Genomic DNA, 23,918 nt, shown 5'->3' with positions numbered 1-23,918 from the left:
TGGAGCAACGCTGGAAAGGCTACCAAACTTGGGCTGGCGATAGAATTAAATTTGGTGTTTGGTAGTCACCCACACGCTAGCGTTTCTACGTTTGCGTAGTTGAAGGGTGTCAATTGTTCCGGCTGACGTTCGTTTTATTACCGGTGCTGGGCTGCTCAGACGAAACACGGTCATGCAGGGCATGTCGTCAGACACCAACGCTCCACGCAAAAAGCCAACGTGAGTGCAAGGCTGAAGTGATGGGGGGGGAAGTCGCGGGATACAAGTCCCGCGACACCATGCTCACCCAAAAAACCGCTAAAAACGCTTTGTATAAGACGCTTCCTAGCCGTTGGCAGTATTGCGTTCGCTAGCGCGTCGGCGAAGTATCAAACCGACGATGCCAATGCCGAACAACGCCATGGAGCCCGGCTCAGGCACTTCTATGCCACCGCCTCCACCATTGCCTTCGCACCCCGGAGCCGTTGGGTTGGCGGTGCAATAATCAATGGTCTCCTGCAGTTTTGCGTTAGCAAAAACATCGACAAAATCTTCAACTACCGCCGTGTCCGTGGTGTTCAGGCCAGCCAGGTCAAACACTTGTCCGCCATGATCTTCGGCAAGTCCGCCCAGCGACGCGATGGTCGAGCTGCCTGAAAGTACCGCGTTAAACAATGCCCTCTCGTCTGTCAGCAGCCGATCAATCGCCGAGTAGCTGGCGGCATCGCCACCCAGCGTGCCCACATCGAAATAGCTGTAGGTGTCACCATTAGAGGGCTCATCCGTGAAGACGATGATGTTCTTAACGGCGTTGGAGCGAAAGCTGAACAGCGTGTCCTGCTCGTCGAGAGCATTTAGTGCAAATGCCGATGCTGCGTATGCCGGTTCGATGCCGCCGCTGGTTTCAAGAGATTCGGCCGCGGTTGCAAAATCCGAAGGGTCGGTCAGATCTGTTAGCATTCTGGGAACAACGTCGCTTCTCCCATAACCCACCAAACCATAGCGCGCGTTCACACCTCCTGCAGATAGAATCGACGCAAACTTGCCAATATTGCTGCGAAGGTTTGCCTGGACATTCCCCATCGACCCTGACTCGTCAACCACCATGACGATATCAGTCAGAATTACGGCTTGCGAGGGGGTGGAAATAACAGCCATCAGCGTGACTGCCAAAGAAAAGAACATCTTTCTGAATGTCGACATAACGCGTCCCTGTAAATTGAAAATGAGCCGTCATTGGCTCGCGCCGGATGAAGCAATTGTCAAGCCAGTCAGCGAGTTCAGTTCTACAACCAATCTGTTAACGAAACATTACAAGCCGCGCTGCATCGCCACATGTAAATAAAATCGACGCTCTCACTCAGTACGCTCACGCAGTACTCTCACTCAGAAGCAAGATGAACACGGCCACAAGCGCCACGAGCTCTTGGCAAGCAGCCCATTTGCTCTGTGGGAATATTTGCTAACGTGCAGGGGATTGAGAAGGGAAAGAAATCGGTCCGCCATGCGTCCAGCGGACCTATAGAGCAATGGCTTGGAAGAGGACCGACGTCTCCTGGCAAAAAGCTAGTGGCGGCGGCTACGACCATTTTTGAGCCGGGAGTACGTGGCGGTAGCCACACCCAGCCAAGCGGCGAGCTGGTAATCCGGCACCCGCTCCACCAGTTCCGGATAGTCGCGCACCATGATCTGGTAGCGCTCCTCCGCGCTGAGCGTCTGGCGTTCGAACTCGCGCATGGTTGATCGCTCGGCCAGTTCTTCCATCAGTGCAAGAGCAAAATGCGCCCAAGCACCATCGCCATCCTGCTTGATCAGCTCGCGGAAGGGGCGAAAGTCGGCTTCCCAGACGGTGCATGGCGTAACCGTGGTGAGGCAAAGGGTATTGCGCTCGGAGCGCGTTCGGGCAAAGACCGGCCAGATGGCGCTGCCCTCGTCGAAGAAATGGTGGATGCTGACTCGGCCTTCGTCGTTCTTACGATAAAGCCGTGCAACGCCGTACTCCATCAGGTAGATGCGCTGCCAGGTCTGGTTTCGGGTCTCGAGATTGACTTCGGCGCCGTAGGAACGATGTTCGAATAGCGCAACCATCTCATCGAGGCGTTGCCGCCGGGAGCGGGAAAGCCTATCGGGCATTCCCCAACCCAACACCCTAGCCAAGCTGTTGCGAACCGCCCGCACCCGTCCTTCGCCGGATTCCTGGGAGGCCCAGGCATAGGCTTCGGGAATTTCATTGGCTAAACAAGGTGATGAGGACGGCTGGTTCAGAACCTGCGAGGCAGATGAAACGAGAACATCATCGCGTTTGCCCATTTACATAACTCCACCCTAACTGAGAAACCTCTGATTAAGTCTCTGGGCGTTTCTGGCTTTCAGGTGAGCCAAAAGACTTAATCGGAGGTTCCCTGAGATCGTTAGCTCGCTATTATTGCACTTGCCATCACTCACAAAAACTGATTTATATTGCTTCTATTAAGCAAAATTTTTCATTGAAACGATGATCTTTTAACGAAAAATATGGATACAGAGCTCGCCAAAACATTTCTGGTGGTGGCCGAAACCGGTAGCTTCGTAAAAGCGGCCGATCGGCTCAACATCTCCCAGACCACCGTAACCGCACGCATCCGCTCACTGGAAACTCAACTGGGCCAGGCGCTGTTCGAGCGTGGACGACACGGCGCCTCGCTGACGCCCCAGGGGGATCGTTTTATGCCCTCGGCGATGTCGATCCTGCAGGTCTGGGAGCGAGCCCGGCACGATGTGAATGTCTCCACCGAGCACCAGCATGTCCTCTCGGTAGGCGGCGAGTTGAGTCTGTGGAACCCGCTGCTGCTCAACTGGCTGGTATGGATGCGACAGCACTGTCCGGAGATCGCCCTGCGAACGGAAGTGGGAGACGCCACAGGTCTGATCGGCAAGGTGGAGCGTGGGGTGCTGGATATCGCTGTGGTCTACTCGCCGATGTACCACCCGGGGCTGGTCGTGGAAATGCTGGAGGAGGAGCGGCTGATCATGGTTACCACCGACCCCTCCGGCGCCACAGCGGAGAACGAGCACTATGTCTATGTCGATTGGGGGCCGGAATTCTCTGCCCAGCACGATAAGACCTTCCCCTCGCTCAAGCGCTCGGGCATCTTCGTCGGCATGGGGCCCCTTGGCCTGAGCTACATCCTCTCCGCTGGTGGCGCGGGTTACTTCCGCGAACGGGCCATCCGCAGCCTGCTAGAGGAAGAACGCCTCTACCGCGTACCCAATGCACCTGCATTTCCTTACCCCTCCTACATGGTGACCACCCAAAACGACGAAACAGGCGCGGTCGGTCGCGGCATGGAGGGACTTCGCACGGTCGTTCGGGACGGTATGTCGCCCTGGGTCATGCCGGTGTAGCAGGGTTCTGGCTTGGTGTAGCTGGGCTCTGGCTTTCGGTTTTTAACGACGTCCACCGTGGGACATTCGGCGTATACCGCTTGTAAGGCTTGGTCGGCTTCATTAACCTAATGGGATCTATTCCCCAAAACCGCAGTGAGCAGCACTCTTCATGACTGATGGCGCCAGCAACCGCATTACCAGTGGCTCAAAATACCGGAGTGAGCAGGGATTCTCGGCCATCAAGGACGGTGTCAAACGTTCGTCAAAGGCCTCTTCCACGCCGGTCAGCCGCAAACCGAGTTGGCTTCGCGCACGCATGCCCGGTGGCGAGCGCTTCGACGCAGTGCGTCGCAACGTTAGCGAACATCGCTTGAGCACTGTCTGTCAGGAGTCGCACTGCCCCAACATTGGCGAATGCTGGAACAATGGGACGGCGACCATCATGGTCATGGGCTCGGTCTGTACCCGGGCCTGCAAGTTCTGCGCGGTGGACACGGGCAATCCCAAAGGCTGGCTAGATACGGAAGAACCGGAAAACACCGCCAAGTCAGTGGAGTTGATGGGCCTACGCTACATCGTGCTGACGTCAGTGGACCGGGACGATCTGGATGACGGCGGCGCGGCCCACTACGCGGCGTGCGTCAGCGCGATCAAGGCCCGCACACCGCAAGTGGCGGTGGAGGCACTGACTCCGGATTTTGACGGCGTGCATGAGTCTATCGAGAAGGTCGTGGATTCCGGCCTTGACGTTTTTGCTCAGAACGTGGAAACCGTCGAGCGCCTGACTCACTACGTACGGGATACGCGTGCCGGTTACGAGAAAACCCTCAAGGTGCTGGAACACGCCAAGAAGCACCGTCCGGATGTGCTGACCAAGACCAGCATCATGCTTGGCCTGGGCGAGACCGACGAGGAAATCCTGCAAACCATGGATGACCTGCGGGCGGTCGGCGTGGATATCCTGACCCTGGGCCAGTACCTGCGCCCTACCCCAAACCACTTGCCGGTAGAGCGTTACGTCACCCCTGACGAATTCAATCGCTACCGGGACATCGGCCTTGAGAAAGGCTTCATGGAAGTGCCCTCCGGCCCTATGGTGCGCTCGAGTTATCGCGCCGACCGGGTGTTCGAGAAGAACAACCTGGGCCTGGCCATGCCGGCGGTACCTGAGTCGTCCGACGATAACTTGATCCCGCTTAAGGCCGTGGATTAACGCGTTCGGTTCTGCGTCAACACTCTTGCCTTGTTACCTGTGCGCATGGTTAGCCAAGCTGAACCAGCTGGTATTTAGAGACGCCTCAGGCAAATCGGTCCAATACCGCCCGCACCGACGACAGGTAACCGCCGCCAAACAGATTCAGGTGATTGAGCAGGTGGTAGAGGTTGTACAGCGGGATCCTCTCCTCCCAATCCGGATCGAGCCCGGAGGCTTCTGCGTAAGCCTGATAAAAGGCCGGGGACTGCCGCCCGAACAACGTGGTCATCGCCAGGTCCGCTTCCGCCCATCCGTAGTGTGCGGCCGGATCGATGATGGCGGGCTCCCCCGCCGGGCCACAGTGGATGTTGCCGCTCCACAGATCGCCGTGAATCAGGCTTGCGGGCTGGCGCGGAATCCAGTCGGACAGCCGCGCCGAGATTACCTCAATACGTTTGATGTCGGCCGATTTCAGCAGACCACGCCGCTGCGCAAGTTGCGCCTGATGTCCTAAGCGCGCTTGCGCAAAGAAGGCAAAACCATCGTCCATCCGTGGATTCGGCTGGGGCGTCAGGCCACAGAAGTTATCCCCATCGAAACCGAAAGCATCCGACGTGTGCGCGTGAAGCGTGGCCAACTGCTCGCCGAGACGCTCGGCGTAATCGCCCGCTGGTGAGCCGGAGAGCCATTCCAGAAGCAGACCTGCATCGCTGACAGCCAGCACTTCGGGCACACGAATCGCGCCGGTGCTTGCCAGAGCCTGTAAGCCTTGAGCCTCGGCACCGAAAAAATTATCCGGCGCATGGCGCTGGCGTTTGAAGAACACCTCCCCCCCGTCCGCCAGCGTTATCCGCGATGTCTGACCGACGCTCCCGCCCGCCGAACCCTCGCCGCCGGCGACGTCCGGAAGACCGGCCTGGGCCAACAAGTCCTGCAACACCCGATCCGTCATCATCGATGTCCTCCCTGTTTGCGGAAACCCTTAAAGTCTATCGGATAGGTCCGGCGCCGTCAGGCCCCGTTTATCTGCGCATCAACCGACTGCTCCCCGTCTGTCAGCGTGCCTGGGGCCGCTACGAGGCGACGAACTTATGCTGAGGCACACTGGCTGGCTCGCCTCGACCAAGGTCACATTTCTTATATCCCCCTTTAAGGCCTAGAATGGGTCAATCTAAATACCACGTCACGAATGGAGACTGCGATGAGACGTGTGGTGATTACCGGTATGGGTATTGTTTCTTGCCTCGGTAACAACATCGATGAAGTCAACGACAGCCTGAAAGCGGGCCGTTCAGGTATTCGCTTCAACGAAACTTATCGGGACAAGGGCTTTCGCAGCCAGGTCTCGGGGTCGGTGGACGTGGATACATCCGCCATCGATCGCAAGTCGCGGCGCTTCATGGGCCAATCTGCGATGTACAGCTACCTGGCCATGCAGGAAGCGATTACTTCGGCCAAGCTCGACGACAGCCTGGTATCCAATGACCGTACCGGCCTGATTGCAGGCTCCGGCGGCGCCTCTTGCGCCAGCCAGGTGGAAGCCGTGGACATTATGCGCGAGCGTGGCGTCAAGCGTATTGGCCCCTACATGGTGCCACGGATTATGACCAGCACGGTGTCCGCCTGTCTGGCCACCTCTTTCAAGATCCGCGGCGTGAACTATTCCATGTCATCCGCGTGCGCCACCAGCGCTCACTGCATCGGCCATGCCATGGAGCAAATCCAGGCTGGCAAGCAGGACATCGTCTTTGCCGGCGGCGGAGAGGAAGAGGACTGGACGCTAACCATGCTGTTCGATGCCATGGGGGCGCTCTCGACCAAGTACAACGACAAGCCCGAAACCGCGTCTCGACCCTTCGATAGCGGCCGTGATGGTTTCGTGATTGCCGGCGGTGGCGGTATGTTGGTGGTCGAAGAGATGGAACACGCCATCAAGCGCGGCGCGCCGATTATCGCCGAACTGGTGGGCTATGGCGCTACCAGCGACGGTCATGACATGGTGGCCCCGTCCGGCGAGGGTGCTCAACGTTGCATGAATCAATCGCTGTCCACCGTTGAAGGCAAGATCGACTACATCAACGCCCATGGCACCAGTACACCGGTTGGCGATGTGGCGGAAATGAAGGCCGTGCGCAACGTGTTCGGTGAGCACATCCCGGCCATTTCTTCCACCAAGTCCCTGTCTGGCCACTCCCTGGGCGCAGCGGGCGTCCATGAGGCCATATACTCGCTGCTAATGCTGAAAGGCGGCTACATCAGCGGAACCGCCAATTACCATTCCCCGGATGCGGAAATTGCACATATGCCGATTGTCGGACCAGAGGCGAAATCAGCCCATCTGGACCGGGTAATGTCCAATAGCTTCGGTTTTGGAGGCACCAACGCGTCACTGGTATTCCAGCGCGCTGAGGGCTAACAGTCCCGTTTGAAAGCGGCGAAGTCCGATCCAAGATGGGCTTCGCCGTTAAAGACGTCGACAGAACGGACCAAAATTCTATCTAAAGGCGATCTATAGGCGAACGCACGTCCACTGTGCGAACTCAAAGCGAGTAGCCACCGTGTAGCTTCAGCTCTTGAGGATTGGCCAAAACAGGGCCGAGGCAGGATTCAGGTCGTAACCTTGCGGTCCGGCGAAGCGACTTCGGTAGGGTGAGCCGCCAGTTGGGACTCTTCTTTTAGGCGATTACGCCAGGGCAACTGCTTAACGCCGAACGTGTTGCGGATCTTGATACAGCCTAGCGTGGTATTCTCCGGTTCCAGACGCGCCCATGCCGGCACGCCGTCGACGACGTGGACATCCTCCAAGGCTGGCAGCGCATTTACGATAGCTTGCCCGAGTTCGTACTGGCTGATCTCTTCGGCGCCGGCGTATTGATAGGTACCCCACACTTCCGCACCGCAATCGATTTGCATCACCAACGCACGAATCACCCGGGCCAGATCCTTCATGGCCACCGGTTGGCCACGATGGCGGCTCGACAGCTCCAGTTGCGTTGCCCCCTTAGTCGACTCGGAAATCTTGCGGATAAAGCGATCCAGACTCCAGCCGGTGCGCAGAATCATGTGACGCGGTAGTACCGTGCGCAACGCCTGCTCGGATTCCCACTGCCAATTCCCAAGCTGGCTGAATGGCTGACCGGGGTTAGAGGTGATGTAAGCGCTCTGCTTGCGCCCATCGAAGACATAGCACGTGGAGAGTTGGAGTAAAGCCATATCCCTGCCGCGGGCATACTCGGCTAACGCCATGGGGATAGAGAAGGTCCATTGGCGGATGGCTTCCGGATCCCGCTCTGCCTGTTCCGGATCGTTGTGCCAGAACGTATTGACGATCAGATCGGTATCTTCGGGAATCCAGTCTTCCAGCGCAGAAATGTCCACGCCATCCGGTTTGCTAATCAGCAAAGGACGGATAGGCAAAGACGTCTCTCTTAGGCTCTCCAGGACCAAGCGGCCCAAGGGACCGTAATCATGTACAACAAGAACATTCACGCTGGCTCATTCGCTCCGTTATCGTTGGAAGCCACAACTGTCGTTGAAAGCCAAAAACTGTAATCTGACGCTACAGGGAACATCGCGATGCTGCCCAGGCAGCATGCCATTGAACTGACCGTTAACTCAATGGCCCTTCAGTCGGTCAGGAACCGTCGACTCACTCTGTTGACAGGCAGAGTAGACGGCTACAGCCAATGGTCCGATTTCAGCCCCGAATAGAATAAGGGCTCTAGTGTGCCTTTCGGTTAATTCGTACCCCGCAAGGTGACATTTGCAGTGAAAGGAGTAGCCGGATACGCACCATCGAAACAGACTTATGCTATATCACAATACAGTCGTTCCAGGCTAATCAATCCGGAAACCGAAACAGGATTCTACATGCTGAAACAACAGAGTCATATCGTTGCCCCCATTCCCGACGCCCTGAGAAATAAGGCCCTGCTTACCGTTGAAGATTTGCGTAACCGCGGAAAGGCCGACAAGCACGCCATCGATGAGTTGTACGCGCTGATTATCGAACTGACCGAAAACGGACTCGATTTTTTCTTTCTGGAACCGCTGCGCCGCCTAAACGCCAGCGGCATGCTGATGGGCATGGCCAGAGTCGGCATCAGCAGCATGCTCAAGGGCAGCAAGATGGTGATCCACAAAGTCCTTAAGAAGCTGGACGACAAAAGCCTGGCGGCGATCCTCGACTTTATTGAGGAGATTATATTCGAGCCGGAAACCAGCCGTTAATCGGCTCTCGCGTGGGGCGGCGGGTTCCACGCGGATCATGCCTACATGGCCCTATTCCGAATATACTCGCGGCACCCGCGCCGTCACCCCGGTGAGCAGCTCGTAGCCAATCGTGCCCGCGTGCCGGGCCACTTCATCGACCGGGACATTGGCACCCCAAAGCTCGACCTTATCACCGGGCCGCGCATGGGGCGCGGCCGTTAGATTGACCGCCAACATATCCATGGATACCCGGCCCAAAGTTGTTATCCGTACCCCATCGATCCAGATTGGTGTACCGGTGGGAGCGTGGCGAGGATAGCCGTCGCCATAGCCAATGCTCACGATACCCATCGGCGTTGGTTGCTCGGCACGCCAGGTTGAGCCATAGCCGACAGCGTCGCCTGGCTGGAGCGTGCGGATTGCGGTGAGCCGGGCTTCCAAGGTCATAACGGCCCGCAGCCCTAGCTCGGCAGCGGATTCGGCAATCATGGGCGTGGCCCCGTAGAGCATGATGCCCGGCCGGGTCCAGTCGAAACGCGGCGAGGATTCGCGGAAGTGGCCGGCAGAATTGGAAGCACTGAACATCAAGTCCGGATAGCGCCGGGCCAGCGCTGAAAAAAGCCCGTTCTGATGCGCAGTCATCGTTTCGTCACGATCATCGGCACAGGCGTAGTGGGTCATCAACCCCAGCAGGTTCACACCCTCGATGAGGCGCGCTCTGGCGATCACGGCGTCGGCGTCCGCGGGCGGAAAGCCCAAACGGTTCATGCCAGTGTTGATTTTCAGCCAGACCGCAAGCGAACCACCTAGCGACGCCTGCTCAATCGCCACGAGTTGGTGTTCGCTATGAACTACCGGCTCCAGAGCCAGGCTGACGCACGTGCGGATATCATCCGGATCGTGGAACCCCTGGAGTAGCACGATGGGCTGCTCAATACCGGCGCTACGCAGGCGCTCGGCCTCCTCCAGGCTGGCAACGGCAAAACGCGTTGCTTCGCTGTCGAGCGCCCGGGCCACCGCCTCAAGACCGTGGCCGTAGCCGTCCGCTTTAACCACCGCCATCGCTGCGGCTTCTCCAGCGTGGCGCTGTGCCAAACGGAAGTTGTAACGCAAAGCCTCAAGGTCAACATAGGCTCGGGTCTGCCGCCCCATCAATAATCACCACCGTAATCGCCGTGAGCCAGATCCTCAAACTTGGTGAACTTGCCGAGAAAGGCCAAGCGGACCGTGCCAATAGGCCCGTTCCGCTGCTTGCCTATAATGATTTCAGCAATCCCCTTGTCAGGACTATCCTCATTATAGACCTCGTCACGGTAGATGAAGATGATGAGGTCGGCGTCCTGCTCGATCGCACCGGACTCCCGCAGGTCCGAGTTGACCGGCCGCTTGTTGGGACGTTGCTCGAGGCTGCGGTTGAGCTGGGAAAGGGCAACTACCGGACAGCTCAACTCTTTCGCCAGAGACTTGAGTGAGCGGGAAATTTCGGAGATTTCCGAGGTCCGGCCCTCGGTATTGCCCGGCACCCGCATAAGCTGAAGATAATCGACCATGATCAAGCCGATCTGGCCGTTGTTTTCCCGCGCCACACGGCGCGCACGGGAACGCATCTCCGTGGGGCTCAAGCCAGGGGTATCGTCGATATAAAGCGGCTTGTCCTTGAGCAGGCTGACCGCCGACGTCAGGCGCGGCCAATCGTCTTCTTCCAACCGACCGCTACGCATCCGCGTCTGGTCGATGCGCCCCAGGGAGGACAGCATCCGCATAACGATGGAGTCGGCAGGCATCTCCATACTGAATACCAGAGCCGGCTTCCCGCTGCCGATAAGGGCATTTTCCACCACGTTCATAGCAAACGTCGTCTTACCCATCGAGGGGCGACCGGCGATGATGATCAGATCCGACGGCTGCATCCCCGAGGTCCAATCGTCCAGGTCCTTGAAGCCCGTCGTGGTCCCGGTGATGGAGTCACCGGATTCAAACAGCTCTTCGATCCGCCCCAGCGCCTTGGTCAGAATCGGATTGATCGATTGCGGGCCAGACCCTTCTTTGGTGCGGGACTCGGCGATCTGGAAAACATTTCGCTCGGCCTCGTCCAGCAGATCATCGCTGGTGCGCCCTTTGGGATTGAACGCGGAGTCGGCGATGTTGCCGGACACCTCGATCAATTTCCGCAGTACCGAGCGTTCGCGCACGATGGAGGCATAGGCCTTAATGTTCGAAGCGCCAGGCGTTTTCTCGGCCATTTCAGCTAGATACTGAAGCCCGCCGGCATCTTCCATATCCCCGGCACGCTCCAGGAATTCACTCAGAGTCACCACGTCCAACGGCTCGCCTTCGCCGGCGAGTCGCTCGATGGCAGCAAAGATCAGGCGATGGTCCTGGCGGTAGAAGTCACTGGCCGTGATGATTTCGGAAACGGAATCCCATTTGCTGTTGTCGAGCATCAAGCCGCCCAGGACCGCTTGCTCGGCTTCCAGCGAATGAGGGGGCACCTTGATACGCGAGGTATCGGTGTCGGAAATGGCTTGCTTAACGATGGGATTTGCCATGGGACCGCATATTCAGAAAGACAGGATGAAGTTCGAAGCCCGCCGGGATCGATCAAGGCCCTTTAAGATAACCGTCGGCGACAGCGTCGACAAGGCACCGGGAAGACGAATCGAACCGGCCGCCCTCAAGACAAAAAAGGCCCGGCGGGCATAATGCCCGCCGGGCCTTTCGGCACAGCCGCTTAAACGATCAGGCGCCAGCCAGCGTACGCGACCCCGGCCAAACCCAATTATTCGGCGACGACTGTGACCGTGACGTTCGCTGTAACGTCAGTGTGCAGTTGAAGCTCGAGCTCGTACTCGCCGACCGCGCGAAGGGGGCCTTCCGGCATACGCACTTCGCTCTTCTCAACTTCAGTGCCACCCGTGCTTACCGCGTCAGCGATATCACGAACGCCGATAGAACCGAACAGCTTACCTTCGTCACCCGCTTTGGAGGTGATGGTGAAGGAGGCGCCTTCCAGCGCTTCGGCACGAGCTTGAGCTGCAGCCAGCTTGTCAGCGGCCGATTTCTCGAGCTCTGCGCGACGCTCTTCGAATTCTTTGACATTGGTTTCAGTCGCCGGAACTGCCTTGCCAAATGGCAACAGGAAATTACGACCGTAACCGGCTTTTACTTTGACCTTGTCTCCCAGGGAGCCCAGGTTTGCGACTTTCTCGAGCAGAATAACTTCCATCTCGTCAACCTCTTCGTACTTTATTCTGCCGGCCCAGAGGGTTTGATTCTTCCCCTGAAGTTCAGCCAGCTATCCACAAACGCCAATAACAGTAACAACAACATGAGACTCGGGCTCAGGAGCACCAGGGCTATGTAGAACAGAACCAGCCATTGGACACTCATCTTCCGGATACCGACGATACCGTGGATCATCGCCAGGCCTGCTACCAGCAGCGGCAGCCCGGCTGACCAGCTCACCAGCACGGGATTGACACCCAGCACCGGCGCGATGATCATCGCAGCCACGCACAGGACCGCCACCGGACGGCCCAGCCTTAGGGCATGAAACTCTGTCCGGAACCCGCCCGGGTTGTAGAGCTTCGCTTGCCAGCTCCGCGCCAGCAGGGAGACAACGACCGCTATCAGCAGGTAGGTGCCTGCCATGCTTGCGTTCATCACCCGGCCGACGACCTCTTCCAGCCGTCCACCCAGCTCGCTGGCGACATCCGGGTTGTACTGCCGATAAAAAGCAACCCCGGTATCTACCAGATCCTTGAGCAACTGCGGAAACAGCACTGGCAGCAACACGCCGGTCGCCAGAGCCAGACCACTACCCGTCAGCAATGTCTTTTCCCAAGACGTGGTGGTCCGCAATACCGCGACCATCACCACGACCTGAACCAAAACAAACAACGCCGTCGGATCGTTGCCGAACCAACTCCAACCCAGAGCGGGCAGCAGCGCCCAGAGCCCGACATTCAACCCCTGGGACAAGCCCAGCCGCAAAATGACCAGGCCAACAACGGCCGCTCCAATCCAGAAAAGAAGGGGCACTGCGGTGGCTACCGCCGCGACCCCACTCGCCTGCAGGGGACCGCGCATCGCAAACTGTGCCAATGCACGCATGGTCCCGAGTCCTGTGTTACTTAATTATCGTGGCTATCGGTATACGGCAGCAGGGCCAGGTAGCGAGCGCGCTTAACTGCGCTAGCCAGCTGACGCTGATAACGTGCTTTGGTGCCGGTGATACGGCTGGGCACGATCTTGCCAGTTTCGGTGATGTAGCCTTTCAGGGTGTCCAGATCCTTGTAATCGATCTCCTTGACACCTTCTGCCGTGAAGCGACAGAACTTACGACGTCTAAAAAAACGAGCCATGTGTTAACTCCTCAACAACCGTTAATGAATTACTCTTCTTCCTCGGTGCCAGCGGTCTCGCGACGCTCGCTGGAGTCCGAAGTACGACGCGGGCGATCGTCACCGCTGGGGCGGCGCTCTTCGCGATTTTCTGACGCTTTCATCGGGGACGGCACGGTGTCAGCATCATCACGACGGATAACCAGGTCGCGAATGATCGCATCGTTGAAACGGAAGTTGTGAGTCAGCTCGTCAAGCACGGGCTGGGAACATTCGACGTTCATCAGCACGTAGTGAGCCTTGTGGATCTTGTTGATCGGGTATGCCAGGTGACGGCGGCCCCAGTCTTCAAGACGATGTACAGCGCCACCGGACTCGGTGATGCTGTTGGTATAACGCTCGATCATCGCGGGCACCTGCTCGCTCTGATCCGGGTGTACCATAAATACGATTTCGTAGTGACGCATGAGTTCTCCCTACGGATTAAACAGCCTCCACCGGGCAATCCCGGAAGAAGCAAGGAGTCGGTAATAAATACCTGTTTTCAATTCTGGCTTTGCATGTGCCTGACGGGCCGGCTGCTGCCTAAAGAAGCAGTGGTATCAGACAATAGAAAACCGCCCCTAGTTTAAGGGGTGGCGTATTCTAGGCAAGGCAGGCCATCAATGCAAGTACAAGACCTTCATCCCAGGCGCTGGCGCAGCGCTTCGTAAAGGCAGACACCGGTCGCCACGGAAACGTTAAGGCTATCGACCTGGCCACGCATGGGGATATTGATCAGTGCATCGCAGTGCTCCCGGGTCAGCCGGCGTATCCCCTTCCCTTCGGCACCCATCACCAGCGCCACCGGTCCACGGAAATCGGCCTGGTAAAGCGTGGCATCCGCTTCGCCGGCCGTGCCAATCACCCAAACACCCGCATCCTTGATCGCACGCATGAAACGCGCCAGGTTAGTCACCCGCACTAACGGAATGGACTCCGCAGCACCACAGGCGACTTTGCGCACGGTTGGATTCAGTGATGCCGACTTATCCTTGGGTACCACCACAGCCTGAACGCCCGCCGCGTCCGCACTGCGCAGACAAGCGCCCAGGTTATGCGGGTCGGTCACGCCATCAAGGATCAACAGGAAGGGCGAGCGCCAGCCAGCGATAGCTTCCAGCAGGTCGCTTTCCTGCCATTCGCGACTGGGGGCAACCTGGGCCACAATACCTTGATGGACACCTGAAACGCGGGCATCCAGCTCCTTACGGTGAACCACCTGCCATTTGACGCCAAGCTGATCGAGGTTTTCGGCAATGGCCTGAACCCGCTTATCCTCTCGACCGGTTTGAATCCAGACCTGCTGCAAACGATCCGGCTCTCTCTGGAGCACCGCATCCACGGCGTGCCAGCCAAATACAAATTCCTGCGACACTTATCGACCCTTACGCGCTTTCGGCTTACCCGTACTGGACGACGCCTTACCGCCCCCGCTCTTTCCGGGCTTGCCCCCGGTTTTATTTGGCGACTTTTTGCGCGCCTCGCGAGCCGCCTCCTGAGCCAAGGCGTCTTTTGCGGATAACGGCTTGCCGCTCTTCTCGGCTTTACTCTTGCCGGCTTTGCTCTTGCCTGCTTTACTGGGGCCGCCTTTACCTGTTCGCGAGCGCGAGGAACGACCGCGATCGTCGCGACGTTTACCGCGCTCGCCTTTCTCCGGCAGCGCATCGCGATCCGCCTTGCGCCGGCGCGGCTGACTGATCAGCTCGAGGTCGATCTTACGATCCTCCAAGCCAACGCGAACGACTTGGACCCGAACCGAATCACCCAGCCGGAAGCTGATGGCCGTGCGCTCGCCCACGAGCCGGTGCTTGGCAGCATCGTGGTGAAAATAGTCACCGCTCAGCGTCGAAACATGCACCAAGCCTTCTATATAAATGCCGCTAAGCTCGACGAAGAAACCAAACGGTACCACTGAAGCAATCACACCATCGAATTCCTCGCCGACGTGCTCCTGCAGGTACTCACACTTCAGCCACGCCATAACATCGCGGGTGGCATCATCCGCGCGCCGCTCGGTCATCGAACAGTGCTCGCCGAGCTGGATCATCCGGGCATGGTCGTAGGGGTAGTCCGCCAGCGCCCGGTCCCGCTTGTCCGGCTGCACGACCGTGTTGGTGTCCTGGCTACCATGGATCACCGACTTGATGGCGCGATGCACGATCAGATCCGGGTAGCGCCGGATGGGCGAGGTGAAATGGGTATAACTCGCGAAGCCAAGACCAAAGTGCCCACTCTCGTCGGGACTGTAAACCGCCTGACTCAGAGTGCGCAGCATCACCATCTGGATAACTTCGGCATCCGGGCGTTCGCGAATGGACTCAAGCAGATGCTGGAAATCCGCCGAGGTTGGCCTGTCGCCACCGCCAAGCTGAAGACCCAACTCGCCCAGGAACAAACGTAAGGCCGCAAGCCGCTCTTCCGCGGGACCATCGTGCACCCGGTACAGAGCAGGCATGCCATGACGCTTGAGGAAGCGAGCCGTCGCCACGTTGGCGCAGAGCATACATTCCTCGATAATCTTATGAGCATCGTTACGCGTGACCGGAACAATCTCTTCGATCTTACGGGAGGCATCGAAGATCACCCGGGTTTCGGTGGTTTCGAAATCGATGGCGCCGCGCTCGGTCCGCGCTTCGCGCAGCACCTTATAGAGGGCATACAGATCTTCCAGGTGCGGCACTACCGGTTTGTATCGCGCCCTTAACTCTTGACCGACCTCGGATTCCGGACGCTGGAGCATGTCGCTGACCTTGTTGTAGGTCAATCGTGCCTTGGAGTGCATCACCGCCTGGTAAAAGGTGTAGCCGCTGATGCGGCCATTGGCACTGATGGTCATGTCACTGACCAAGCACAGACGGTCCACCTCGGGGTTCAGCGAACACAAGCCATTGGACAGTTTTTCCGGCAACATCGGAACCACATGGTCCGGAAAATAAACGGAATTGCCGCGCTCCTGCGCATGCTCGTCCAGTGGTGAGCCAGGACGCACGTAATGGGAAACGTCGGCGATCGCCACCACCAGCCGGAACCCCCCACGGGGACGCCGCTCGCAGAACACCGCATCGTCGAAGTCCCGAGCGTCCTCGCCATCGATGGTCACCAGCGGCAAGTCGCGCAAGTCGACCCGGTGCTCCTTGTCCGTTTCGCCGACCGTTTCCGGAATGGCAGCCGCCTGCTCGCCAACGGACGGCGGCCACGCGTGCGGAATATCGTAGGAGCGGATGGCGACTGCGATTTCCATCCCCGGCGCCATGTGGTCGCCCAGGACTTCGACGACACGACCGGTCGGCTTGGTGCGGACCGTCGGATGCCGTAAAACGTCCACGACCACGTATTGACCGTGCCAGGCATCGCCGCAATCTTCTTCGGCGACCAGCACTTCCTGATTGATGCGGGGATTCTCGGGAACCACAAAGGAGATACCGCTCTCGCGGAACAACCGGCCAACAATCTGTAACGTCTTGCGTTCGATGACTTCAACGACGCGCCCTTCACGACGCCCGCGGTCGTCTACCTGGTCGACCCGGGCAGCCACTCGGTCGCCGTGGATAACCTGACGCATTTCACGCGCGCTGAGGAACAGATCGCTGCTGCCATCGTCCGGCACCAGAAAACCAAAGCCGTCGCGATGACCGATAACACGACCGGTAATCAGGTCGGCTTCCTCGATCGGGAGATAGGCGCCTCGTCGATTGCAGATCATCTGCCCGTCACGGCACATGGCGATCAAACGCCGACGCAGGGCCTCGATGCCTTCAGCAGAGGTCTGGTTCAACTCGGTACAGAGCGTTTCGTGAGTGGCGGGCGCGCCGCGCTGGCGCAGATGCGCGAGAATAAACTCGCGGCTCTGGATGGGATTTTCGTAGTTCTCGGCCTCACGTTTCGCGTGAGGATCATTATTCGTTTTTTTCTTAGAAACCATTAATTGAAATTGCCTTGATCCGGCAACCAGAAGATTGGAAAAACAACAGGCTGGCTGCGGTTGAATGTGGCTAAAGTATAACCCTGCTTTTCCGGAGTTGCCTAACAACGGGTAGGATACAAAGATTACGCGGGATTTAGATAGCCACTTTCTGAGGAAGAAAGTGGTGCCGAGGAGAGGACTTGAACCTCCACGGGGTTGCCCCCACTAGCACCTGAAGCTAGCGTGTCTACCAATTTCACCACCTCGGCAGGTGATTAGCAGCAGCCTTATGCTTAAATCGGTCAGTGCAGACGCATGATTTAGCTGACTTTCTGCTTGTGGCGATGGGTTGCCCCTCACCAATGGCGCGTACTTTAATCATTGTCTTTTTCGCTGTCAAACATTTTTTGCGGATTTCCTGAACCCCACAATCGCCCTGCAAACCGCTATGGCTGCTGATTCTCGGCGATATAGTCAGATAGGCGAATGTACCCATAGCCGAGTTCTGCCAACAGGTCTGATTCGGTCAAAAGCGGTCGTACGTCACCGCAAGTCCAGGCGTCGCCCGCTTCGTAGAAAGCCAAGCGAGCTTGCTTGATCAGGTTTGACTGGACCTCGTCGGCGAACGCCTCGTCGGTTTCCGCACGGTAGTCCCATTGCAGGAGAGAATCCGTGGAGAAGGCCGCATCGTAAAATACCTGCCGCAACAGTCGCTGCCGGTCATCGCGCGTATCCCAATCCAACTTCAGGCCGGTGACGCGACCATCGGCGGGAACCGGTGGATCGGCCATGTTTGCCGCGGAAGCATCCCCGGTAAAGGCGTAGCTCTGCTGCGCGGAAACCACCCGGGGCGCTTCGATCTGCTCCGGGTCGATATCGCCGATACACTCAACGGGCTGTCCCTGAAGCGTAAGGGCTCGGCCGCCAAAGTGACGGGTCGTATAGGAAAAGATTGGGGCACGGGCATTAGCGTCATACACTGGCGACAGCATGGGCCCCTGACTGGATTCCACGGTGTCCACCAGATCTTCGGCGCCATACATCCAGGTGTAGGTGACTTGAGGGTCGACCGGCATTTCCGACGACGGCGCCAGGCCGTGACAATTGGTTGTGGTACGGAATTCCGCCCGGTTATTCTCCCAGTCGAACATCAACACTTCGTCGACAGCTTCGGCGTCCTCAGGCAGATACTGATCGCGGCTTACCGCCTCTTTAAGGTAGAAGCCCTCCAACCCCTGCATACCCAATTCCCGCACTCTGCCTTTGGCATTGGCCAGGCGAGCAATCTGCAGCAAAGACGGATTCATGCAGCCATTCGCCTCAATGGCTTGCAAAATGCCAGCCTCGTTATAGCGGTAAGTCAGCTCGGCGACAATTCTGGCGTTGCTATCCAGTGCACTTTGATTCTGAGGCGCGCCGTTTTCCGATGCCCGGACCACGACGTTCTTCAGCAGGATCGGATTATCGAGATCCAACGGGACTTTGGGGATAGGAACGCTGCCGATATCTATGCCCTCGTAATGCCCGCCCGGCCCCCGTGCAGCATCCACTGCCTCGAACACGTCTTCGGCATTACCGTTCAAGCTCAAGCGCAGGATACGGCTCGCCTCGTTCGAAAAAACCGTGATCCGGCCCTCGTTCTCAACCACCGCATCCTCAAATTCATCCGGAAACTGGTCCGCAAGAAATCGCGCCAGCGCCTGCGCATAGGCATGGGCTCTATGGTCGCCGGCCCGAACATAATCCCCCAGGACATTAGTGTTACCCAGCATTTCCCCCAAACCCGAGGTCACATCCAACGGCCCGACACCGAGTACCCGCCGGGCATCCATTAGGGTCGTTAGCGGCGTGACATATCGCTCACCCGGAGGCGCCGACATCTGATAGGCCTGACCGAGCGTGACGTAGCCGCTGCCGGTCTCTTCTTCTGTGACGCCGGGGATGACGACCGCAACCAACGGGTAGTCGGTAGGTTCAAGATCGCTCGCCAAACTCGGGTCAATATCAAAAGACGACAAATCCAGGATGAACTGACCGCCCTCACCACTCATTGCCGTAGGCTCACCGCTGGCGAGAATCAACGTACGCTCAGGGTTGGTGCCGACGACAACTTCCACATTGGCCGCGTCGTACTGGTAATCGCCATCGAGATCCAGCCAGACCCGGGCATTGCGCAAATACCCGTCAATGACCCGCCCGCTGTAATCTTCCACCGCCGGTTCGTAGAGGCCATCGGTATCGCGTCCGTCGACTGGACGGTCCTTCTGCTCGCCGTCACCGCAACCGGAAAGCAGAGCGGGTAAGGGCAGGGTTAATAATGAAAGCGCGGCGAGCGTGGCGAGACGAGTCATCGCAACCGTTATCCTTGTTCTATGGTTGTCGGTTGCACCACTTTAAGTGAAGTGATCTCGCCTATCCTTGATAGGCTTGGCAATTTGTAAATTTGGGTAACCGGAAAGAACCGGCGCGAAGATAAGCACACCCGGCGGTCTCCAATAGACTGCCGGATGACCAGATACTGGACCTCGGGGCACTAGTGCACCGGCCCAAGAGGTACTGACCCTAGAGCGACTAGATCGTGCGCGCCACGATCTCCTTCATGATTTCGTTGGTACCGGCATAGATACGCTGGACGCGAGAATCCGCCCAGGCACGGGCGATAGGATACTCCCACATGTAGCCGTAGCCGCCGTGGAGCTGGACGCACTCATCCATCACCCGACACTGCAGATCGGTCGTCCATTGTTTGAGCATGGCCGCCGTCGGCACATCCAGCTTTTTGTCTAGATGGAGTTCCAGACAGCGATCGACGAAGACGCGCGCGGCGGTGATGTCCGCCTTCATCTCTGCCATTTTGAAACGGGTATTCTGGAAACCCAAAATCGGCTTGCCAAATGCCTTGCGTTCTTTGACGTAGTCGCGCGTCCACTCCCAGGCCGCCTCGGCAGCGGCGACCGCCGTGAGGGCGACCTGCAGGCGTTCAGCCGGCAGTTCCTGCATCAACTGCATGAAGCCCTGCCCTTCGCCGCTGCCCAGCAGGTTTTCCAGCGGCACCTTGACGTCCTGGAAGAAGAGCTCCGAGGTATCCTGAGCCTTCAACCCGACCTTCTCCAGGTTCTGGCCTCGCTCGAAACCGTCCCAGGCGGTTTCGACCAGCAACAGGCTCGTACCCTTGGCCCCCTCCTTGGGATTGGTTTTCGCAACGACGATCACCAGATCCGCCATCTGGCCATTGGTGATAAAGGTCTTGGAGCCGTTGAGCACATAGTGATCGCCCTGCTTGATGGCGCTGGTTTTTACGCCCTGCAGGTCGGAACCGGCACCCGGCTCGGTCATGGCGATGGCGCCGATCATTGCCCCGGACGCCAGCTTGGGCAGGTAGTGCTTTTTTTGCGCTTCCGTACCGTATTGAAAAATGTACGGCGCCACGATGTCCGAATGCAGCGCCCACCCCAGACCCGACGCAGAGGCCCGAACAATCTCTTCCATGATCACCGCGCTGTAGCGGAAATCCGCACCGACCCCGCCATACTCTTCTGGCAGGCATGGACACAAAAACCCCAGCTCCCCGGCCTTGTGCCATACCTCCCGGCTGACCTGACCGTCCTTTTCCCACTGGGCGTGATAAGGCACAGCCTCATGCTCCAGGAACTTGCGCACTGAGTCGCGGAAACCTTCAAGATCAGAATCAAAGAGCGTGCGTGGAATCATGGTCAACCTCTGTGGTGATGTTATTTGACGTTATCGCACCAGTCTCGGGCGGGCGCCCTCGACGCTCAATGGTGAAAAACATCAATCAGGTTGGCCAAAACAGCCGGGCCTCACCGGCCCGCATGGAAAGGTCGATCAGCCCTCGTCGAACTGACCGGAAAATGTGTTGTAAAAATGCTGCGCCGCCCGACCACTGCGACCGCCTTTGCCCAGGGCAAAACGGATGGCCGCCTGGTGTAGCTCTTCGCGGTCGCGCACCTTGGGGAACAGCGCATCCACCAGTTCCAGATAGTCTTCTTGATTGAAGGGATAGAACGACAGCCACAGCCCAAAGCGGTCAGACAGCGAGATTTGCTCTTCGATTGCCTCGCCGGGATGCAGTTCGCCGTCGATCACCTCCGCCGCCTGATTGTCCTGCATGTATTCAGGCATCAGGTGACGACGGTTGGAGGTGGCGTAAACCTTGATATTTTCCGGCGGACTCTCAATTGAGCCTTCCATCACGCTTTTGAGCGCCTTATAGGATCCCTCGCCCCGTTCGAACGACAAATCATCGGAGAAAATGACGAAGCGATAGTCCAGGTCACGAAGGTCGTCGACGATTTCCGGCAAGAACAGCAAATCATCCCGGTCTACTTCGACAACCCGTAATCCCTGATCGAAAAAGCCATTCAGAATGGCCTTGATTAGTGAAGACTTGCCCGTGCCCCGCGCTCCCCAAAGCAGCACGTTATTGGCGGGCTCACCGCGCAGAAAACGTCTGGTATTATTAACCAGTGCCGCTTTCTGGCGATCGATATTGAGCAATTGGTCGAGCCGTACCGGGTCGATGCTCCTGACCGGACGTAGTGTATTGCGATGGCGGCGCCAGATGGCCGCCGGCGTCGTTTGCCAATCGATATTCATAAATCGTCTTTGTCCTGACGGGCTGCTTCGTTGGAACCGGTTTCGGCACGCTCTAGCTTGCGGTCGAGCCGTTGCTGCCCCCAGCGGGGCATCAGGTCCTGGGGCTGGTCCAGGTGGTCCAGGATACGAGCCACCACGAAATCCACCAGGTCTTCAATCGATTGCGGGCGGTGATAGAAGCCGGGACTGGCCGGCATGATGGTCGCTCCCATGCGGGTCAAGCGCAGCATGTTGTCCAGATGAACTTCGGAATACGGCGCCTCGCGCGGCACCAGAATCAGTTGACGGCGCTCCTTGAGCGCCACGTCCCCTGCCCGCTCGATCAGGTTATTGCTTGCGCCGGTGGCCAGCGCCGATAGCGTGCCGGTGCTGCAGGGACAAATCACCAGCGGCGCACGACTGCCGGAACCCGAGGCCGGTGGCGCAAACCAGTCCTCGCGCCCGAACACCAGCAATTGATCCGAAGCAGCGCCGAAATGCTCGACCAGATAGGACTGCATGGCTTCAGGACGACCCGGCAGCCGCAGCTCGGTTTCGGTGGCCACCACCACCTGGGCCGCCTTGCTGATCATGAAGTGTACGCGACACCCCGCTGCCAGCAGGCACTGCAGCAAACGCAAACCGTACTGGGCCCCGGACGCGCCGGTTAGCGCCAGATTTACAGTTACGCGGTGTGGCTGCGCCTCAGTCAAGGTAATGCTCCAGCTTCGCGATCAGCTTGCCGTGGATACCGCCAAAACCGCCGTTGCTCATCACCACGATATGACAGGGAACCGGCATGGATTCCAGTACCTTGTCGATCAAAGCTTCAACCGACGTTTCGGTGCTGTGCTTGCCCTCTTCCGACGGCACCAGCGCCTTGAGCCAATCCATATCGTTCAGGTTCGCCCAGATGACCCGATCGGCCTGCTCGCTGCTAGGTAGCAGCGTCGCGTGATGAACACCTTGTTGCATGGTATTCGAGCGGGGCTCGATTAGGGCGATAATCGTCTCGTCACCTACTTTTTTTCGTAAGCCATCTAGCGTCGTCGCGATCGCCGTCGGGTGATGAGCGAAGTCGTCGTAGACCTTGACGCCATGGATATCCGCCAGTAACTCCATCCGCCGCTTCACGCCGGAGAAGCGGGATAATGCTGCAATGGCGTGATCCGGCGTCACGCCCACATGTCGCGCGGCGGCAATGGCCGCCAAGGCGTTACGGACGTTATGCAGCCCGGTTTGATTCCAGCGAATCGAGTCCACCGGCTGTTCATGATGCACCACCATGAAATGGCTGCCATCTTCCGCCAGCAGTTCGGCACGCCAGTCTACCGTGTCCGCCTCGCCAGCAACGGCGGTGGTCTGCACGCGACTCCAGCACCCCATAGCCAACGCATTATCCAAGTGCCGGTCCAGCGCAGGACGGACGATCAATCCTCCGGATGGCACAGTGCGCACCAAATGATGAAACTGGCGTTCGATGGCGTCAACGTCATCGAAAATATCCGCGTGATCGAACTCAAGGTTGTTCAGGATGAGCGTGCGCGGGCGGTAATGGACAAATTTGGAGCGCTTATCGAAAAAGGCGCTGTCGTACTCGTCCGCCTCGATAACAAAAAAGTCGCTACTGCCCAGGCGAGCGGAGACACTGAAGTCGTTCGGCACGCCACCGACCAGGTAACCGGGATCGAAGCCGGCCTGCTCCAGAATCCACAGTAGCATCGAGGTCGTCGTCGTCTTGCCGTGGGTCCCGGCCACGGCGAGTACCCAGCGCTTGCGCAATACTTCCCGGGTGAGCCATTCCGGACCCGACATATAATCGATGCCGCGATTGAGCAACGCTTCCACTTCCGGGTTACCCCTGGACATGGCATTGCCGATCAGCACCAAATCCGGCTGCGGCTTGAGGTTTTCGGCGGCGTAACCGTCCATCAGCTCTATGCCCTGAGCTTCGAGCTGGGTGCTCATGGGCGGGTAGACGCCCTGATCGGACCCCGTAACCCGGTGGCCAGCCTCCCGCGCAAGCACCGCGAGGCTACCCATGAATGTGCCGCAGATTCCAAGGATATGAATGTGCATACTGTTCTCGAAACGTGGGTTCAAACCTACTGGCCGACATTTGGACCAGCCCTATCCGTGCCGCCCGTTAATAAATCTCGCAGTTCGCCAGTCAGGAAGAAAAGGGAAAGACTCCAGTATCAGCCGGGCGGCGTCAAGCCAAGAGGCTATAAGAGTGTTTCATGAAAACGTCTCGAGATTCACGTATGATTCGCGCGATGTG

General features: G+C 58.2%; 21 protein-coding genes and 1 tRNA gene. 4 read left to right on the top strand and 18 right to left on the bottom strand.

The genetic code is table 11. From position 1 onward, the window contains the following. Positions 1-324 precede the first annotated feature (324 nt). Entirely contained in the window at positions 325-1,182 is an 858-nt protein-coding gene (locus FXO11_RS04940; protein WP_148861857.1) for a VWA domain-containing protein, read from the bottom strand. A 363-nt stretch (positions 1,183-1,545) separates the two neighbouring features. Further along, entirely contained in the window at positions 1,546-2,289 is a 744-nt protein-coding gene (locus FXO11_RS04935; RefSeq protein WP_148861856.1) for a Crp/Fnr family transcriptional regulator, read from the bottom strand. Between the two features lie 204 nt (positions 2,290-2,493). On the opposite strand from FXO11_RS04935, the gene FXO11_RS04930 reads away from it, so the two are divergent. Then, the gene (locus tag FXO11_RS04930; protein ID WP_148861855.1) at positions 2,494-3,363 is read left to right on the top strand and encodes a LysR family transcriptional regulator; all 870 of its coding nucleotides are present in this window, start codon (positions 2,494-2,496) and stop codon (positions 3,361-3,363) included. A gap of 151 nt (positions 3,364-3,514) precedes the next feature. Next, positions 3,515-4,558 (top strand): lipoyl synthase, encoded by a 1,044-nt coding sequence (lipA, locus tag FXO11_RS04925; RefSeq protein ID WP_148861854.1) that lies wholly within the window; start codon positions 3,515-3,517, stop codon positions 4,556-4,558. 85 nt (positions 4,559-4,643) lie between these two features. Here lipA and FXO11_RS04920 read toward each other — a convergent pair whose 3' ends face one another. Next, complete coding sequence (locus tag FXO11_RS04920) at positions 4,644-5,495, bottom strand: fructosamine kinase family protein (RefSeq protein ID WP_148861853.1); 852 nt, start codon at positions 5,493-5,495, stop codon at positions 4,644-4,646. A gap of 246 nt (positions 5,496-5,741) precedes the next feature. Between FXO11_RS04920 and fabB the strand changes: the two genes are divergently transcribed. Beyond that, positions 5,742-6,956 (top strand): beta-ketoacyl-ACP synthase I, encoded by a 1,215-nt coding sequence (gene fabB / locus FXO11_RS04915; RefSeq protein ID WP_148861852.1) that lies wholly within the window; start codon positions 5,742-5,744, stop codon positions 6,954-6,956. Between the two features lie 191 nt (positions 6,957-7,147). Here the strand turns inward: fabB and FXO11_RS04910 are convergent, their stop codons facing one another. Further along, complete coding sequence (locus tag FXO11_RS04910) at positions 7,148-8,029, bottom strand: sugar nucleotide-binding protein (RefSeq protein ID WP_148861851.1); 882 nt, start codon at positions 8,027-8,029, stop codon at positions 7,148-7,150. Positions 8,030-8,410: 381 nt separating this feature from the next. Between FXO11_RS04910 and FXO11_RS04905 the strand changes: the two genes are divergently transcribed. After that, positions 8,411-8,770: a hypothetical protein gene (locus tag FXO11_RS04905; protein WP_148861850.1), complete on the top strand. Its 360-nt coding sequence runs from the start codon at positions 8,411-8,413 to the stop codon at positions 8,768-8,770. A gap of 51 nt (positions 8,771-8,821) precedes the next feature. Here FXO11_RS04905 and alr read toward each other — a convergent pair whose 3' ends face one another. From alr to mpl, 14 genes are all read right to left on the bottom strand, one after another. Then, positions 8,822-9,904 (bottom strand): alanine racemase, encoded by a 1,083-nt coding sequence (alr, locus tag FXO11_RS04900; protein WP_148861849.1) that lies wholly within the window; start codon positions 9,902-9,904, stop codon positions 8,822-8,824. Continuing rightward, positions 9,904-11,301, bottom strand: a complete 1,398-nt coding sequence (gene dnaB, locus FXO11_RS04895) for a replicative DNA helicase (protein WP_148861848.1) — start codon at positions 11,299-11,301, stop codon at positions 9,904-9,906. The genes alr and dnaB overlap by 1 nt, the downstream gene beginning before the upstream one ends. Positions 11,302-11,531: 230 nt before the next feature. Further along, a complete protein-coding gene (rplI, locus tag FXO11_RS04890; protein WP_148861847.1) occupies positions 11,532-11,978 on the bottom strand; it encodes a 50S ribosomal protein L9 in 447 nt (148 codons plus the stop codon). A gap of 20 nt (positions 11,979-11,998) precedes the next feature. Further along, entirely contained in the window at positions 11,999-12,865 is an 867-nt protein-coding gene (locus tag FXO11_RS04885; protein WP_148861846.1) for a hypothetical protein, read from the bottom strand. 20 nt (positions 12,866-12,885) lie between these two features. Then, positions 12,886-13,116, bottom strand: a complete 231-nt coding sequence (gene rpsR, locus FXO11_RS04880) for a 30S ribosomal protein S18 (RefSeq protein WP_148861845.1) — start codon at positions 13,114-13,116, stop codon at positions 12,886-12,888. Positions 13,117-13,145: 29 nt separating this feature from the next. Beyond that, entirely contained in the window at positions 13,146-13,562 is a 417-nt protein-coding gene (gene rpsF / locus FXO11_RS04875) for a 30S ribosomal protein S6 (protein WP_148861844.1), read from the bottom strand. A gap of 215 nt (positions 13,563-13,777) precedes the next feature. Then, positions 13,778-14,512, bottom strand: coding sequence for a 23S rRNA (guanosine(2251)-2'-O)-methyltransferase RlmB (rlmB, locus tag FXO11_RS04870; RefSeq protein ID WP_148861843.1), 735 nt, complete (start codon positions 14,510-14,512; stop codon positions 13,778-13,780). Continuing rightward, positions 14,513-17,059: a ribonuclease R gene (rnr, locus tag FXO11_RS04865; protein WP_148861842.1), complete on the bottom strand. Its 2,547-nt coding sequence runs from the start codon at positions 17,057-17,059 to the stop codon at positions 14,513-14,515. 164 nt (positions 17,060-17,223) lie between these two features. Next, positions 17,224-17,310: transfer RNA gene (locus tag FXO11_RS04860), tRNA-Leu, on the bottom strand. Between the two features lie 177 nt (positions 17,311-17,487). After that, positions 17,488-19,392, bottom strand: a complete 1,905-nt coding sequence (locus FXO11_RS04855; protein ID WP_148861841.1) for a hypothetical protein — start codon at positions 19,390-19,392, stop codon at positions 17,488-17,490. 220 nt (positions 19,393-19,612) lie between these two features. Next, the gene (locus FXO11_RS04850; RefSeq protein WP_148861840.1) at positions 19,613-20,752 is read right to left on the bottom strand and encodes an acyl-CoA dehydrogenase family protein; all 1,140 of its coding nucleotides are present in this window, start codon (positions 20,750-20,752) and stop codon (positions 19,613-19,615) included. 135 nt (positions 20,753-20,887) lie between these two features. Continuing rightward, positions 20,888-21,658 (bottom strand): ATP-binding protein, encoded by a 771-nt coding sequence (locus FXO11_RS04845; protein WP_148861839.1) that lies wholly within the window; start codon positions 21,656-21,658, stop codon positions 20,888-20,890. Next, entirely contained in the window at positions 21,655-22,350 is a 696-nt protein-coding gene (locus FXO11_RS04840) for a flavin prenyltransferase UbiX (RefSeq protein ID WP_148861838.1), read from the bottom strand. Before FXO11_RS04840 ends, FXO11_RS04845 begins: the two co-directional genes overlap by 4 nt. Then, positions 22,343-23,716, bottom strand: a complete 1,374-nt coding sequence (gene mpl / locus FXO11_RS04835) for a UDP-N-acetylmuramate:L-alanyl-gamma-D-glutamyl-meso-diaminopimelate ligase (protein WP_148861837.1) — start codon at positions 23,714-23,716, stop codon at positions 22,343-22,345. The genes FXO11_RS04840 and mpl overlap by 8 nt, the downstream gene beginning before the upstream one ends. Positions 23,717-23,918: the final 202 nt, after the last annotated feature.

Source organism: Marinobacter fonticola (assembly GCF_008122265.1).
Taxonomy (GTDB): Bacteria; Pseudomonadota; Gammaproteobacteria; order Pseudomonadales; family Oleiphilaceae; genus Marinobacter_A; species Marinobacter_A fonticola.
Note: the sequence above shows the minus strand (reverse complement) of the source record. Positions and strands in the feature narration are given on the sequence as shown.